This window comes from Komagataeibacter melomenusus (assembly GCF_013155395.1).
Taxonomy (GTDB): Bacteria; Pseudomonadota; Alphaproteobacteria; order Acetobacterales; family Acetobacteraceae; genus Komagataeibacter; species Komagataeibacter melomenusus.
The window spans coordinates 1-14,500 of the sequence record NZ_JABJWC010000014.1; the positions used below are offsets into that span (position 1 = coordinate 1).

A 14,500-nucleotide genomic window follows, 5' to 3' on the forward strand; every position below is an offset into this window, starting at 1 on the left:
AACCGAGCAAGTCGCTCTTCAACGTCAAAAAATCCCGCCTGTTTCATAGCGCCATTCCTCCAACCAGAACCAGAAAAATGGAATCACAGCGTAGGCCTCAATACCAAGAGGTTTTTAGAACCCTCCACCTGGTCCAACGTCACGGCGTCATAACCCTGCGCCGCGAAAAGTTTTACGGCACTGTCTAAAATACGACGTCGGCTATTTTCCTTATGAGCCTTTGAATATGGCATAAGCTCGCCCCCTCTAAATATGTTCTTGATCATATATTGCGGCTGGCTAGGACCGTCAAAGGAGACGGAAGCGCGGGCAAGGAATCGTTCTTTGATTTCCGTGCTCCATCTCGTTGTAGGAAAGGCCGGTCATGACAAAATTATACTATTCTCCGGGCGCTTGCTCTTTGGCAGGGCATATTTTGCTCGAAGAGTTGGGAAGACCATATGAATTGAAACTGACCCCCGTTGGAGATGAAGGTACAGGAAGTAAAGAATTTCTAAAAATAAACCCGCGAGGAAGAGTGCCTGTTTTAATTGATGGTGGGGAAATAATTACCGAAAGCCCCGCAATCTTATTTTATTTATCGAGTTCATTTTCAGACGGAAATTTCTGGCCAAAATCAGTTTTAGAGCAAGCTCGCTGCTGGGAGTGGTTTAACTGGTTATCGAGCAATGTACACGCGGTTGCCTATGGACAGGTATGGCGACCTGGACGGTTCATTGATGACGAACATCAGTGGAAAAATGTTATTTCAAAAGGGAACAACAACCTTCAGGAATTTAGTGGTGTAATAGAAAATAATATTTCTGGGAGAACATGGTGCGTAGGTGAAGCGTATTCATGCGTTGATCCGTATTTATTTGTTTTCTATTCCTGGGGGAAAGCCATCGGGTTGGATATGGAATCTTCTTTCCCAGCGTGGTCGCGTCATGCAGCGCGGATGTTGGAGCGGTCGGCCGTTCAAAACGCTTTACGGCAAGAAGGTTTGATCCCGTAAATAGCAGCGAGGTACGTTGGGTGTCTTTAGATGGCACAAGAATACCCATTTAACCTCCGCGATCTTCGGCGAGTGATCGCGGTTGCGGAGCACCGTAGCCTGCGTCAAGCGGCCCTGGCCTTGGAGGTGGATCAGGGCACGCTGACGCGCTCGATCCAGGCACTGGAGCACGCGCTTCGTATTCCCCTGTTCGAGCGAATGCGGACTGGGGCGCGGCTCACGGCGGCGGGTATGGCGTTCACCAAGATCGCCGCCTCCGTGCTGGATGGCATGGACGAGGCCATGCTGCATCTGCGCCTGCGGCATAACGGAGTGGTGGGCAGGTTCCGCCTCGGTGTGCAGGTGTCCTTCGCTAGTGGCGTAGTGGCCGCCCTTCTCGAACGGTATCAGAGCGTATGCCCCGATGTGGACTTTCAAGTCATGGACGGCCCGCGTGAGAGATTGCTGGGGGATGTGCTGGCCTCCCGCCTCGACGCGGCGATCGTCATAGCGGGCGAGGGCTGGACCGCCCGAGCCGTCCCGCTGGGGTCGGAAAGAGTGCTGGCGGCTATCGCGCGAGATCACCCCCTCGCGGCGCGGGCGGCGGTGACGTGGCCCGGCCTGTCAGATTGTCTCCTGACGCTCCCGCGTCGTGGTGCAGGCATGGAGCTTCGCAAGCTTGCGCTGCTGCATGGCATCCTGCCTGAGCGTATCATGTTTCATGACGCTGCCATTGATCGGTTGCTGGCACTGGCCCGTCACGGGGATAAGATTCTGCTCATCACGGAAGGCGCTACGGGCATCAGAATGGATGGCGTCGTTTTCCGGCCGGTCATGGATATAAGCGGCCCGACGATATTCGATCTCGCCCTGTGCTGGCGGGATGGAGAAAGCGATCCTGTTCTCGCCCGCTTTATCGAATTGGCGCGGTATCATCATGAGGATGGCGCTTCTTTCCCTGGTGCTGGTGCTGGTGACGTCTGACGCATGGCGGGAATATCGAGGGGGATGTCGTCACGGAAGGATCGTCCCTGGGACAGACGACGTCCCAGTGTATCCAGAAACCGGGCAAAGCGTTCCTGCCCCAGCGCATTGGCGGCGGCCTGCGCCTCGGCAGGGAGCGGCGGCATCTGTCCCAGCCAGAAGCGGATAAACAGGGCGTGCGTTTCCAGCGCGATCATCAGGTCGCGCTCCTGCCGTTGCATCTGCCGCGTCAGCCGGTCTAGTCGCCGCGTGAGGGCTGCTTCGGTTTTCTCAGCGCTATCGGGCGACAGGAGCGAGGCGACCGCCGCCTCCACCACGGCGGAGCGCGTCACCTTCCGACGCGTGGCAAGATCGCCGATGTGCGAAATCATGGCGACGGGCAGGGAGACGTTCAAGCGGTCGCGCATGGAAACCCTCCTTGAAAAGCCATGATGTGAACGCGGGGTTTTTCCAGAGACAAGAGCGAAACCCCATCCCGCGTATCGGGGAGGGCAAGAGCGTGAAAATAGGCTGCGAGCTGATCACATACTGATTCCGAGATCGCGCTTTCGGTCGTGTCGCCAGTCGACTCCCCCGTCATCACGGGCGACCCCATCCACATAGCGGTCGTGCTGCTTTTCCAGCGACGGTGCCCAAGGCACAAGCTGGAAGCCCATGCCGTTGTCGATCATGGCGAACCGGCCCGAGGACAGGTTGAGGCGTTTGACATACTGGCCGGTGACGAAATTGCCGGGAATGCTGCGCTCATAGGTCAGCCCGCTTTCTTTTGCGAGTTTCGCGCCAACCTGATCGAGTTCCTGCTGCCGCAATGTCGCCAGGAGGTTGCGCTGATAGCGCGCTGATCCGTCGGCATGGAATGACGCCAACCCGCGCTCCGCGAGGTGACGGGTGCGCTCCTGCATGGCCTGCCGCACCTCGGCCCCGAAGCCGGTGCGGGTGAGGTCCATGGGCTGACGCTCCACCAGCCGGTGATCGAGCCACGTCGCGCCCGGTGCTTTCACCTGGGCGGCAAGGTCCGCCATCTCCGGGGCGTCCTCGGGCGAGACGATGAAGCGGAAATGATGCCGATCGTCTTTGCAGCGCACGGCAAAATCCTGTGCATCCGCGTCCTGACCACCCGGCCCGAACAGATGCGCTTTTTCGCCGTCGCGGGTGACGCCATCGCGGCGCAGATAGGCGAGATGGTCGGCCAGAGATCCGGGCCGGTTATCACGCATGGTCTGTCGCACCACGCGGGCCTTGACGGTGACGCGGCGATGGGCGTCGAACAGGCGGCTTCTGCCAAACCGGGAATGACCACGCCCGAAGGTCGATGGGCCAGAGCGCGGACTGCCGCCTTTCCCCTTTCCGGGGTTGCCGCTACTGCCTCCGCCCGCGCGTCGGGAGGCATGGAGCACCTGCGCCAGAAAGCTTCGGGGGCGGGCACCACCTCCCTTGCTCCGAATGCGGCCCGGACGGACCCGGAAATCCTCATCGCGGACCATCAGAACCTCACTGTGCAGAAGAACCCCGCAGGAAAGCAGGGCAAAACCTGAAACCCTGCACACGACCGACCCGCCATGCACACAAGAAGACGAAGCGCGACCGCGCTTCGTCGCCCGACGTGGCAGGCCGTTTTATCTTGCCTTCTCTTTCCTTCATGTTTCCCGATCCCCTCAACCCCGGACGCATACCCGAAGCGCTCCCGATGGGATGACAGGTTTTCCCGTTCATGCCGTAAATCCCTCGTCACGGCGCGCTCCTTTGCGAAATGGGGATGAACAGGCCATGAGATGGGGTCTTTGATCGCAGCACCTGAACGAAAATGGGCATCACCTCGGGGGCACGCTGAGCCGCTTCTCGGGATGTAAACGCACCCACAAAAATCGGACATCCGGACGGTGTTTGTTCGTGCGGTTGATCGACAAAACCCACGCCGGCAATTGTACCGCCAACCGACACTCCATGCAGCAGTCGGACGACTCTCGCGACGTATTTCCGGGTCTCATCAGGCAGCATTTTTCCTGCTGTGAGAAACTGCTCATACCGTCCGGGACCGGCATTGTAGGCGGCGAGAAAACCCGCATCGCCGTAGCGGTCATGCAGCCATCGAAGATACGCCGCGCCCGCCGTAATATTGTCGTGCGGGTCATAGGGATCAGCCCCAAGGTTGAGCGCGTGACGCAGTCCCCGCCATGTGTCCGGCATGATCTGCATGAGGCCCATCGCCCCCTTGGGTGATACCGCTGAGGCATCACCCTGACTTTCGGCCTGCATCACGGCAGCAATCCATGCGGAAGGAATCTGCATCCGTGTAGCGGCCTCGGTGACGTAGGTCTCGAACGGCTTGGCGCTGGCCGTCTGCATAGGCATCGCAAACCCGGCGCAGACCACCAGCAGACCAGGCACTGTTTTAACGCGGATCATGACGGCGTTCGGGGACGGTTCCAGACCAGATGGAACGTGTCGTGTTCGTCCCGGTCCGGCAGTAGCCGGGCACGCAGGGGGCGGGCGAAAAGCGGGTCATCAATCATCACCGCCAGCCACAGCCCTATGCGTTCCCCCTGACGCGCCCAGGCGCAGCCCACCTGTATGGCGTCATCTTCCAGACCGCGCAGGACGCGATAATCCGGGGTGTTCTCTGTGGTGGGGTCAGCGATGGGGAGGATCGACAGATCGTCCTCCATCAGAAAGGTGGTGATCTGGCCGAAAAAGCCGTTTGTGGTGCGCGTGAACGTGCCAAGACGGATCATGATACGTCTCTCCTGGTCTGCGGATTGCAGGGCAAAGAATTGAAAACTGGGGGAGGGCTACGCCGAGTTACTGAAGTGGAGGCGACAGCAGCACCGGATGAGGTCTTTCGTCGTGGCCCGGTGCAATCCGTCCGGTCGTGACCCAGATCGGGATAGCGCGGCCTATCACCGTGCTGGCGGGAAGCGGTCCGAAATAGCGCCCGTCCAGACTGCGTGGTTCTGCCGGGTTCATGACGAAAATCTCGCCGCGCATGAGGCGATGACAGCCACGCCAGACGGGTAACGGACGGCCCCGATGATCAGTAGTCAGCGCGTCGCTGACGGGGCTGCCATCAATCGTGATACTGCCATTTGCTCGGCATACGGTCTGTCCTGGTAAGGCCGCGACGGGCTTGAGCAAGGGCACACCGAATGGAAGATAGCCGCGCTGTGACAGCAGCAGGGCCAGCCGGTCGGGCAGACGCACGGCGGCAAGATCTCCGACATGCAGAACACTGTCGGCACGGAGCTGATACAGTCCCACCGGGACGCTGGCCGTGCTGTTCCACAGCAGCCGGGGCGTCACACACACGGCGGCGGACGTGCCCACTACCAGCACGACGAAATAGGTGCCGAAGAACCAGGCGCGCCTGGTCATGACACCAGCCTCGCACGCTTCAGCCATGCCGCGTGCAGGGTATGCGTGTAGCGCCGTGGTTCCTGCCCGGCGATGATACGGTTATGGACATGCCGCCAGTGATCGGGGGAGACGGCGCAGGGATCGAAGCCGAAGCGCTCAATCTGGTCGATCACCTCCAGCACATGCTTTACCTGCGGCCAGCCCGACACGTCGAGCAGCAGGTCGCCGCCAGGCCAGACAAAGGGCACGGTCTGAAAGGCGGTGCCCCGTTCTATGGTGCGCACGATGGCGAGGCAGGACACGACCGTGCCGTAATCATTGGCGGCCCAGCGGATAAAGCCGAACGTGCTGCCGGGTGCGAAACTTAGCAGGCGACGGCGTTTGTCGAGCACGCGGTCGGAGATCGGCCTGCCGAACCTGATCCAGTGTTCGATGCGCTTTTCGATGAAGGTCAGTTCGACTGTAGTCAGGTTGGAATTATCCGCTCTCATGGTCTGTTCCTCCGTGAGGGCATCTCACGCAGGGCGGCGGCATAGTTGTCGTCCGAGGTGTTTTGGCAGCGATGGCGCTGAAGCCATGCTTCCACGTCCTCGCGGAGATAGAGGACGCGCGAGCCAACCTTTAGAAACGGTGGACCGCCGCCGGTGCAGCGGTATTTCTCCAGCGTGCGAATAGAGACCCCGATCAGTTCGGCGGCTTCACCCCCGCGCAGATAGGGGCGCAGGATACGGGACGGGGATGTAAGCGGGCGTGCTGGTACAGAGACCTCGGACGTCGGTTGTGTCGGTGGCACGGATACGCCCATTTTGGGTTTCGTGGCATCGGTCATGAAAACCTCCCTGTCGATGCGGCGTGCTTCGGGGGGGAAGCTGAGCCGGTAAGGGGAGGCTGACGGGAAAGAAGCGGTCTGGGAGTGGAGGAAATGATGTGCGCGAATTCCTCCACCCCAAAAGGGTAATGGAGCGCAAGGCGAGGTCGGAAATGAGGGTGGTCAGAGTCCGTCCAGCAGTGCGAGATATCCGCCATGAACAAGTGCGCTGCCCTCGTCGCGCAAGGTGCGGGCCATGGTACGCAAGGCAGAATCGCGCCAGATGTCGTCGGGCATGGTCCGGGCGTCCGGGTCGAGTAGTTTCGCCGCAATGTCGCGCAGGCTGGCACCCGTCGCATCCAGATCGAAGGCATGCAGGCGCAGGGCAAGCTGCCGCCAGCGTGTCGGGGTAATTCGGCAGGGATGGCGTGAGGGCAGGCGATAGCCCAGCACATGGGCGCAGAAACGGGCAGCCTCATCACTGCGTCGCCGATAGGAAGGATCAACAGGGATATGGACTGCCGGGCAGGCGGCGGCCGCGCCATGAAGGGAAAGACTGAACGTGGCCGAGGGCGTCGCTACCACGATGGCGCGGCCCAGTTGGTCGGCCTGATCGAACAAGGGATGACCCAGTGAGCGCCAGGAGGGAAGGGCAGGCGGAGTGAAGCTGTCAACAGCGTGTGTCAGGCTGATGACGCTGGAGGTGACGCCCGGTCGCCAGATCACGGGCACGCGGGTGACGGGTATTTCCGGGCTATGTGGGAAAACGTATCCTCCAGCGCTGGCAGAAGGTATCCCATTCCGCGTTGGGATTGGATGCGCCTGCTGAGATCAATCGCGCTGTCTCGGCATGATCTTTGCGATAGGTCGTCCAGCGCCGCATGAAGGCCCCGGCGAAACCGGCTTCATCCAGGCGTTTGAGGGCGGCACGGTCGGTCTCTGACTGCCAGACGTCGAGCGGCATGGGGCGGCCTCCCGGATCAGGTCCGTTTGTCGCTGATTTTGTGAGAAGCCGAGGATTTCAGAAACGGAACGAGCCTGCATAGAGCGAAGGCCGCATAACGTAACCGCATGATTCACTTCATGAAAGTGATAACAGGCTCATGATCTACGGAAGATGGCGGCTGTTGGTGCCGCTCACCTCAGGGTCCGCTCAGAAATGTAGAGAATACTCCGTGGTTAAATACTCTGCAAGAGGCTGCCCTATCCTGTATGAACATACGGGAGATTCTGGCAGCAAACCTTAAACGATACCGGCGTGAACGCGGGGTGTCGCAGGAAGAGCTTGCCCATCTTGCTGAGATCGACCGGACCTACATCAGTTCGCTGGAGCGGTGCCAGTATGCGGCTTCCATTGAGGTCGTGGACCGGCTGGCGAAAGCGTTAGGGGTTGAGGCATATGATCTGTTAAGGTTAGTGTAATATAGAATGATTATCTTACCTATACTATTTCATTCGAGAAAATAAAAAATCATACGCACCTATTTTCTTTCTTTACATATAGTTTGGTATTTCTCATCTATAATTTTAGCCATACATTCATCTAAAAATAGGCGAATATTTTTCTTTGATGTTTCATTTACTTTGTTTTCATATGTTATGTTTGATAATAAAAATGTTAATTCTGCATTTAAGTAACTATGATCAGAACGTCCGGTCGCGTTAAAGAAAAAACTTACCTTGAATTTTCCTGAATTGGCAGCCTTTTGATATTTAAATTGCAAATCAATTTTTTGGATATGATAATATTTATAATATTGCTCATCTGATATTAGAAAAACATCATTCATTTTTTCACCATCAATTTTCATTTTTTTGACGGCATCTTTCATCCATGAAATTTGTGGGTCGTTAGGCAAAGGCGGAGCATTTTTGTCAACATTAATTTCTATATTATCGACATCTCCGACTGAAATGTTGTTTGGTAATCCTGCTGTTAGACGTTTAAAAAATCTAATGCGTTCCTCATTGTCAAAAGAATTAAATCGTATTTGATCAGGATTTTCAGATGTAACAATATTCGAATGTTTGAGTAGCTTTGATATGTTCTTTATTATATTATTATTTATATTATTTGTTTCTTTTGAAGAGTGATTTGCTGAGAATTCAAGTTTTATAGATCCGTCTTTCTTCGAGATATTTACGGTTCCACAAAAAACAAGCTCTCTTTCTAGCCAATTTTTACTATAATCTGTGCGAGTTATCTTGTAGGATATGCTCGCCTCATTTTCATTTTCGATACATAGATTGGGAGAGGAATTAAAGGAAACATTATCTATTCCGGAAAGGAGCCATGACGAATCGTCAAATAATCCATTTCTTAATGGAGAGATCCAGTCAGAGTCTTTTGAATTCAGTTCAAGGTTAGATATTTTTATCTTCGACTGAGATTCTCTATCTATACTTGATTCTATTAACGTTGAGAAATTATCCGGAGTCAGAAGCGTAGAAGATAAAATGGGAACGGTATTACATTTGTCATTTCTTCCAATGTAGATGCCTTTTTCTTTTAAGATACAGTCTATTTCTCCATAAGATATATGGTCACTATTGAGTAATACACGCAAGTCAGATCCAAATAAAATGATAGAATCTGTATCTATAGGTGATTTCATTTCACTCTCCTGTTTCTAGAAGGCTAAGAATTGATTTTTTGAAAGAAAATATAGTTATTATTTCTTCTCGTTCTGAGAAATGCATTCGAGCAAGTTGCGCGGCTTGTTCATCTTTTGTTGGGTTGTAATCAGGCATACCAATGTATATTCTTTTTATGATACCAGCGGAAAATTTGAGTGCATAGGATAAAATTCTTTTATAAGAATTCTGGCTAAAAGCTTGATTGGCGTAAATGACTAATTCGACAGATGTAGAATCTTCTGATCGAATAAGGCATGGAACTATATCGGATGCAATTAGTTCAAGGGGCAGAGAATTCCCTGATCGCTTCTCTTTGTCGTAAATGTTGGTTCCAATTTGAGGGTAAAAGAAATCAGAGGTTTTCTTCGAAAATCGAATAGAAATATCATCTATAATTTTTATTAAAAATGCTGCCCTCGAATTATCTATGAGATACACGGGGAAAATACAATCTTCTTCTAGACGAACATTTGAAAGCTGCGGCTTTATGTCACATTCTAGGTTTGTGTCTTCATTGTGAAGCCATATCAAAAGACCGGAATGAGTTTTTTTGTTTCTGGTTCCATATGCATCGCATATATCTTGTATTTCTTTGCTATGTTTAGCACATGCAATAGTTTCTTGTAGTTCTGTATAATATTCTTTGAATTTTCTTTTTAGAGTTGCCGGGCTTGGAGGAGCTGAAAGTGAATTTTTTACAGAGACATGGACTATATCTGTTCTATCGTCATGAAATGGGTTGTGATAGATAAAAATAATATCTCCACCATGTGTCTTGCGTGGATTTCCTGATTCATTTACATGGGATTTATTATTGCACGCAATCGTCACGTTCTGGAGAAAAGTTTTCCATCCGATTAATTCCAAAAGTTTCTTGGAAATTTCTTCTCCGATTTCTCCAGATTTTTTTGATTTCTCACCCATCACTGATCTTTCTTTATGTTAACATCGATTATCGCTCGATAACCATTTTCATGTGGTTCAATTTTTACTTTTGAGACCATAAGGGAGGGATCTGTAATGACAAAAGATGCTCCGGATGAAACCTTTATTTTGCTTGTAATATTCTTTGTTTGTTTGACAAAATCAGTGGAGTAAAAAATACTTTCATTGCTTAGATTAATTCCGGAACTTATATTAGCTCCTGCTATTGATTTAGATATAATGTCATCATTGACAAATTCAGATAAAATTTCTTTTAATTCACTGAAGTTTAGGATCTTTCTAGATTCTGTTTTCGTTTTTAACTTCGTAATTAATTTTGCTTCTTTATCTGCATTATCTATTTTTGACATAACACCTTTCAATACAGACCCGCAGGCTTTGGCGTTTGATTGGGATGTTTGTCTGAGGGATACCTTTAAAAATGAATCCAGCCAATATTTTATTTTTTGTCCTAGATTATCAATAGAAAACACCCCCGCGTTTTCTGAAATAATCAAACTGCCTTTTTGTATCTGGCTTAATGATATCCCACTTCTTTCAATAAGATTAAAAGAATTTGTTGATTTCTGTATATCTAGAAAATAATCTTTTTTTTCTATTTTAATTATAGCTAAAGCATCATGTATTCTTTCTTTATATAATATATTAGAGAAAAGTAAAAACAATACATTTCCTTTTGAAATATTTGGGTGATTCGATGTGCTGTAGAGATATTTAGAAATATTTTGTGTTTGTTTGATAAATGATTCATGGTTAGAAAATATTCTACTTGATAAAGTAAATATGGCATTCAAATTTAAATCAGACTCATGGAAAAAATCGTATATTTTTTCTTGTTTAGAAAATGGCTTCAAGTAATTTTTTAATAAAATATCTTCAAGATCACTGTCGAAAGATGTTTCATATTTCGAAAGTTCAATGCCTTCTTCTCTGGTTTTGTTTCCCACTTGATGGATTGCTATTTTTTTTAGGCGCGATGAACTTATGTCTATTATTTCACTCATAATTATTTTTCCAAAAAATGTATGGAGTATTAATTAAATCAATCATTTTGTACCTTTGGATTCCATGAGGCCTAGTAGGTAGCATCAAGCTACGTTTATGCGTTAAAATTAGTCTCTCAGCTTTCTGAAGTAAAGTTGCTTTCTGTTGGTGCGATTCAACGCGATGATTGAGTGCATATTCCTTTTCAGGGGAGGGGGGCTGTTAGAGAGCTTATCTTGTACCTAAAGCGTGAGCGATCGCATCGGCCACGTCATTTGCAGTTTTCCTAATTGGATCAGTTTTTAAGTGGGCATACCGTGCGGTGGTCTGTACCTGTGTATGACCTAGCAACCGCCCGATCATGGTCAGGTCTGCGCCGAGCTGAAGTGCATCTGATGCGAAGGAATGGCGCAGGTCATGGATTCGTAGTGTGTCCAGCCCAGCCCGCGCGCGTATCCGTCGCCAAGGCTTCTGGATGTCGGTCAGATACTGGCCCTCCACCTTCCCGATGATGACATGGGGATTACCCTCGATCCGGGGCATGTCCGACAGCACGTCCAGCGTCGCCTTGCCGATGGGTACGACCTTGGCCCCGGTCTTGGAATCCGGCAGTCGCAGGACACCGGCCCGAAAATCCACATACTCCCATTTCAGGGTCTGGATTTCCCCCAGACGGCACCCGGTTAGCAGCAGTAGCCGAATGCAGGTCGCGGCTTCCGGCTCACCGTCCGCTTCTCGGAGCACCTTGCCCAGGCGGGCCAGTTCGTCGGGAGTCAGGTAACGCTCCCGCTTCACCTCCTTGTAGCGTTTGACCTTCCAGCATGGATTGATCCCGTCCGACCGTACGCCCCAGGTGTCGGCTAGGGTGAACATGATCGACAGAACGCCCAGCACCCGGTTGGCCTGGTAGGGCGTCGTTTTCAATCCTTGGTGCAGTTCGACGACATCGGCGCGGGTCACGTCGATGACCTTGAGTGTGCCCAGCTTCGGTGTGATGAACAGGTCCACGCAGCGGCGATACTCATACTGTGTCGAGGGCTTGCAATGCGAGGCGACGTGTTCGTCGAGGAACCGCCTGCCGAACTCTTTCATGGTCGCGGCGGCGCGCAGCCGGTCGCGTTGCGCGCCGGGATCGCTGCCCAGCCGGACATCGGACAGGTGCTTCATGGCCTCGGTGCGGGCCTGATCCGGAGTGATCGGGCCATGCGGGCCGATATTGACCCGCCGGATGCGTCCGCCTGCGCGGAACTGGGCCAGGTAGATTTTCCGCCCCGAGGGATGGACCCTCAGACCAAAGCCTCGAAGCTCGTCGTCCCAGAGGAAATACTCCTTGCCGGTTCTGGCGGCGGCTTCGACGGAACGTTTCGTGATCTTGACCATGGGGAACCCTCCCTTGGTTGGAATCACTGGAATCAAATAGGAATCATTTGGGGGCAAAATCAGGCGATTCCAGTCGTAAGAGAGTGTAGCATGCTCCGAGTAAAAACGTAAATAAAACCACTACTTATCGTAGAAAAATTGGCCGCATGCAGAAAAAGTGTAAGTATTCGACTGGAACTCATAACCTGAAGGCCGCAGGTTCAAATCCTGCCCCCGCAACCAAGCATTATCCAATATCATCAGCATGTTAAGCCGTCCGGAAGGGCGGCTTTCTGCGTTTGGGAAACACGCGCAGGATGCGTATAGGATGCAAATGGGAGTGAAACTCCAGCGAAGATAGGACTGAAATCGGGGATCTTCATGATGGCGTGTCAAGTGTGTTGGAGCCCGGCGATACGGTCGGCAGCGCGATCCTGTGTTACGATGGATCATGGTTTCCGCCCCTCTCGATTCCGCGCCAGCAGGAGCGTCCCGCCGCGTGGCGCGGCTACCTTATCCGAGGCGCTGGCCGACCTTGTAGAGCGGGTGTCGTTCCACAACGCCGAGAACGGTTTCTGCGTCTGAGGGTAAAAATGCGCGGGCAGCGCGATCTGGTCACTGTCGTCGGCCATGCCGCCATGATTTTGGCGGGCGAGTTCGTGCAGATGTCGGAGCGCTGGTTCAATGACCACACCCATGGATTGCAGTTCAAGACGGAGTTCCTCAGGGCCAGCCCACCGACCACGCTCGAGGGCATCGAACGCTATTTCGGTTGCGGTGAAATTTCTGATTACTCCGGCGCTGATGCCCTGCTGGACCTATCGGTCGTGACACCGCGCCGACTTCCGTCGCTATCGGGATCGCAACCGTATCGAGCGGATGTTCAACAAGCTGAAGCAGTTTCGCCGTATCGCAACCTGCTATGACAAGACGAGAAAATCGTTCCTCGCCTTTCTCAACCTCGCCGCAGTCAAGTTGTGGCTACCGTCTTTTGTCAACAGAACCTAGGCATGATCGGAAAAGACAGACGGGATGATATTCATCATGCCGCGATGCCATCTGTCCTGTTGTTCAAGGTTTTACAGAACCTAGAGCTTCTGCCGCATTTCCTCACGGATCTGGTTGCACTGCTTGGTAAAGACGCTGGCCTGCGAGGCTGTCATGAAATTGATGATGAAGGCCCCGATCAACGAGCAGAATGACAGGCCGATGACGAATTTTCCGGTCACGCTGATGCTGGCATCATAATATTCCGCTGAATACCATAGCAGGAACAGGCTGAGTACCGCGCCAATAAAGCCCAGAATACCGGTGGAATGGATAAGGGAATCTTCCTCGCTGCTGAATGATGAGGATTCTTTCCACAGCAGGTAAAGCTTCTGGTTCATTTCATCGACCTGGCAGTCATGCTCGAGCTGGGCGGCAGAGGTCACTTTTCCCGGTGCCGAGCGGTGCATGTCGAGTTCCTGCTGCGCCTTGGCAAAGACGCGCCGACGTTCCTTTATGGCAGGCAGGCTGATATCCACAAAGCTGAGAATAGCCACATTCAGGCCGGCCGATAATTGCACGACAGCCTGAAAATCACCCCACGTCTGACTCACGCGGATTCTCCCTTATCTTCACACCCCTGTTATCACGATAGCGCAGGAACGTGCGATGCAGGAGATTATAAAAATGACCGGCAGGGCTGCATCCCCGCCCGTGATGCCTGCCGCCCTGGAAGTGCGCCATGCGTGCGCGAACAGGGGCTGGCCTGACTTTTCAGGTTATGTCTTAGAGTATTTTTAATTCTTTGCGCCGATCTTTTTCCTCCATGTCGGTTCTGGTGTCGTCGCCTTGCTGGAACCGGAATTGATTCCGTGGGGGAAGAAAATGTCTGCTGTCCTGACCACAGCTATGCGCCGTTCAGGCCGGGAACTGCCTCTCACCGGTGCCCTGACCGGCATGAACCCGGAGCCAGAGGGCGCGCAGGCCGCATCTGCCGGAACCGCGCATGCGGCCGATCTTCACCTCATGACCGACAGGGGCGACACCATCGGCAGGATGCGCGACGCCAACCGCTATGCGGTTTTCATGCTGCCGCCCGATCTTGGCTCCGTAAAGATCATGTCGCGCAGCGCCCGCCCGGTCAGCGTGGCTGGCCCGTGCCGCGATGACCATCGCCCGCGTGGCGTGCTGGTCCGGCATATCAAGCTGTTTGAAGGCACCGTGGCCCGCCATATCGTCATGCATCTGGCGCAGAAAGCACCAGAAGGGTGGCATGATGATTTTTATGCCCTGCGCCCCGAACCCTGCCGCTGGACGGACGGGCAGGCGCTGCTGCACCTTGGCCCGCGCCATCCCGGCATGCTGGGCGTGCTGTGCATGGAGGTTCTGGCCTGTGGTCCCTATGGCCCGTCGCCCGCAGCCAACCAGTCCCGCCCGACCGCCTGAAGCGCCAAAGCCCGCTCATAAACAGT

Annotated in this window: 19 protein-coding genes and 1 pseudogene; 6 read left to right on the plus strand and 14 right to left on the minus strand. The window is 53.0% G+C overall.

The features are described 5' to 3' along the window. The 3 genes from HNW77_RS17700 to HNW77_RS07285 all read left to right on the plus strand — a co-directional run. Positions 1-188 (plus strand): hypothetical protein (locus HNW77_RS17700; protein WP_241694348.1); only part of this gene is annotated, 188 nt, incomplete at its 5' end. A 176-nt stretch (positions 189-364) separates the two neighbouring features. Then, positions 365-994, plus strand: a complete 630-nt coding sequence (locus tag HNW77_RS07280) for a glutathione S-transferase family protein (protein WP_082789561.1) — start codon at positions 365-367, stop codon at positions 992-994. A gap of 30 nt (positions 995-1,024) precedes the next feature. Beyond that, positions 1,025-1,957, plus strand: a complete 933-nt coding sequence (locus tag HNW77_RS07285) for a LysR family transcriptional regulator (RefSeq protein WP_172156489.1) — start codon at positions 1,025-1,027, stop codon at positions 1,955-1,957. Here the strand turns inward: HNW77_RS07285 and HNW77_RS07290 are convergent. The 9 genes from HNW77_RS07290 to HNW77_RS07330 form a co-directional block, all read right to left on the minus strand. Further along, positions 1,909-2,364 carry a CopG family transcriptional regulator gene (locus tag HNW77_RS07290; protein ID WP_172156491.1) on the minus strand — a complete coding sequence of 152 codons (456 nt, stop codon included), beginning with the start codon at positions 2,362-2,364 and terminating at the stop codon, positions 1,909-1,911. The two genes, HNW77_RS07285 and HNW77_RS07290, sit on opposite strands and share 49 nt — an antisense overlap. Positions 2,365-2,478: 114 nt before the next feature. Beyond that, positions 2,479-3,441, minus strand: coding sequence for a DUF3363 domain-containing protein (locus HNW77_RS07295; protein WP_172156493.1), 963 nt, complete (start codon positions 3,439-3,441; stop codon positions 2,479-2,481). Between the two features lie 244 nt (positions 3,442-3,685). Continuing rightward, positions 3,686-4,309, minus strand: coding sequence for a lytic transglycosylase domain-containing protein (locus HNW77_RS07300; RefSeq protein WP_241694354.1), 624 nt, complete (start codon positions 4,307-4,309; stop codon positions 3,686-3,688). A gap of 50 nt (positions 4,310-4,359) precedes the next feature. Next, positions 4,360-4,689 (minus strand): DUF736 domain-containing protein, encoded by a 330-nt coding sequence (locus tag HNW77_RS07305; protein ID WP_172156497.1) that lies wholly within the window; start codon positions 4,687-4,689, stop codon positions 4,360-4,362. A 67-nt stretch (positions 4,690-4,756) separates the two neighbouring features. Continuing rightward, positions 4,757-5,326, minus strand: coding sequence for a S26 family signal peptidase (locus HNW77_RS07310; protein ID WP_172156499.1), 570 nt, complete (start codon positions 5,324-5,326; stop codon positions 4,757-4,759). Beyond that, a complete protein-coding gene (locus HNW77_RS07315) occupies positions 5,323-5,799 on the minus strand; it encodes a DUF2840 domain-containing protein (RefSeq protein ID WP_172156501.1) in 477 nt (158 codons plus the stop codon). The genes HNW77_RS07310 and HNW77_RS07315 overlap by 4 nt, the downstream gene beginning before the upstream one ends. Next, complete coding sequence (locus tag HNW77_RS07320; RefSeq protein ID WP_241694349.1) at positions 5,796-6,137, minus strand: helix-turn-helix domain-containing protein; 342 nt, start codon at positions 6,135-6,137, stop codon at positions 5,796-5,798. Before HNW77_RS07320 ends, HNW77_RS07315 begins: the two co-directional genes overlap by 4 nt. 162 nt (positions 6,138-6,299) lie before the next feature. Further along, positions 6,300-6,737, minus strand: coding sequence for a DNA -binding domain-containing protein (locus HNW77_RS07325; protein ID WP_172156503.1), 438 nt, complete (start codon positions 6,735-6,737; stop codon positions 6,300-6,302). Between the two features lie 133 nt (positions 6,738-6,870). Then, complete coding sequence (locus HNW77_RS07330; protein ID WP_041111696.1) at positions 6,871-7,080, minus strand: transcriptional regulator domain-containing protein; 210 nt, start codon at positions 7,078-7,080, stop codon at positions 6,871-6,873. Positions 7,081-7,328: 248 nt separating this feature from the next. Here HNW77_RS07330 and HNW77_RS07335 point away from each other — a divergent pair, with 248 nt between their 5' ends. Further along, positions 7,329-7,538, plus strand: coding sequence for a helix-turn-helix domain-containing protein (locus HNW77_RS07335; protein ID WP_172156505.1), 210 nt, complete (start codon positions 7,329-7,331; stop codon positions 7,536-7,538). Between the two features lie 59 nt (positions 7,539-7,597). On the opposite strand, the gene gapS4b is transcribed toward HNW77_RS07335, so the two are convergent. From gapS4b to HNW77_RS07355, 4 genes are all read right to left on the minus strand, one after another. Then, entirely contained in the window at positions 7,598-8,731 is a 1,134-nt protein-coding gene (gene gapS4b, locus HNW77_RS07340; protein WP_172156507.1) for a GapS4b family protein, read from the minus strand. A gap of 1 nt (position 8,732) precedes the next feature. Then, entirely contained in the window at positions 8,733-9,677 is a 945-nt protein-coding gene (gene gapS4a / locus HNW77_RS07345; protein WP_172156508.1) for a GapS4a family protein, read from the minus strand. After that, a complete protein-coding gene (locus HNW77_RS07350; protein WP_172156509.1) occupies positions 9,677-10,702 on the minus strand; it encodes a nucleoid-associated protein in 1,026 nt (341 codons plus the stop codon). The genes gapS4a and HNW77_RS07350 overlap by 1 nt, the downstream gene beginning before the upstream one ends. Positions 10,703-10,913: 211 nt before the next feature. Then, entirely contained in the window at positions 10,914-12,062 is a 1,149-nt protein-coding gene (locus HNW77_RS07355; RefSeq protein WP_172156510.1) for a tyrosine-type recombinase/integrase, read from the minus strand. Positions 12,063-12,485: 423 nt separating this feature from the next. Between HNW77_RS07355 and HNW77_RS07360 the strand changes: the two are divergent. Then, positions 12,486-12,922, plus strand: a pseudogene (locus HNW77_RS07360) (YrrC family ATP-dependent DNA helicase); the annotation flags it as partial. A 207-nt stretch (positions 12,923-13,129) separates the two neighbouring features. Here HNW77_RS07360 and HNW77_RS07370 read toward each other — a convergent pair. Further along, on the minus strand, positions 13,130-13,642 hold the full coding sequence (locus HNW77_RS07370) for a hypothetical protein (RefSeq protein WP_172156511.1): 513 nt from the start codon (positions 13,640-13,642) through the stop codon (positions 13,130-13,132). Between the two features lie 271 nt (positions 13,643-13,913). On the opposite strand from HNW77_RS07370, the gene HNW77_RS07375 reads away from it, so the two are divergent. Beyond that, positions 13,914-14,474, plus strand: coding sequence for a hypothetical protein (locus tag HNW77_RS07375; RefSeq protein ID WP_172156512.1), 561 nt, complete (start codon positions 13,914-13,916; stop codon positions 14,472-14,474). The last annotated feature ends 26 nt before the right edge of the window (positions 14,475-14,500 follow it).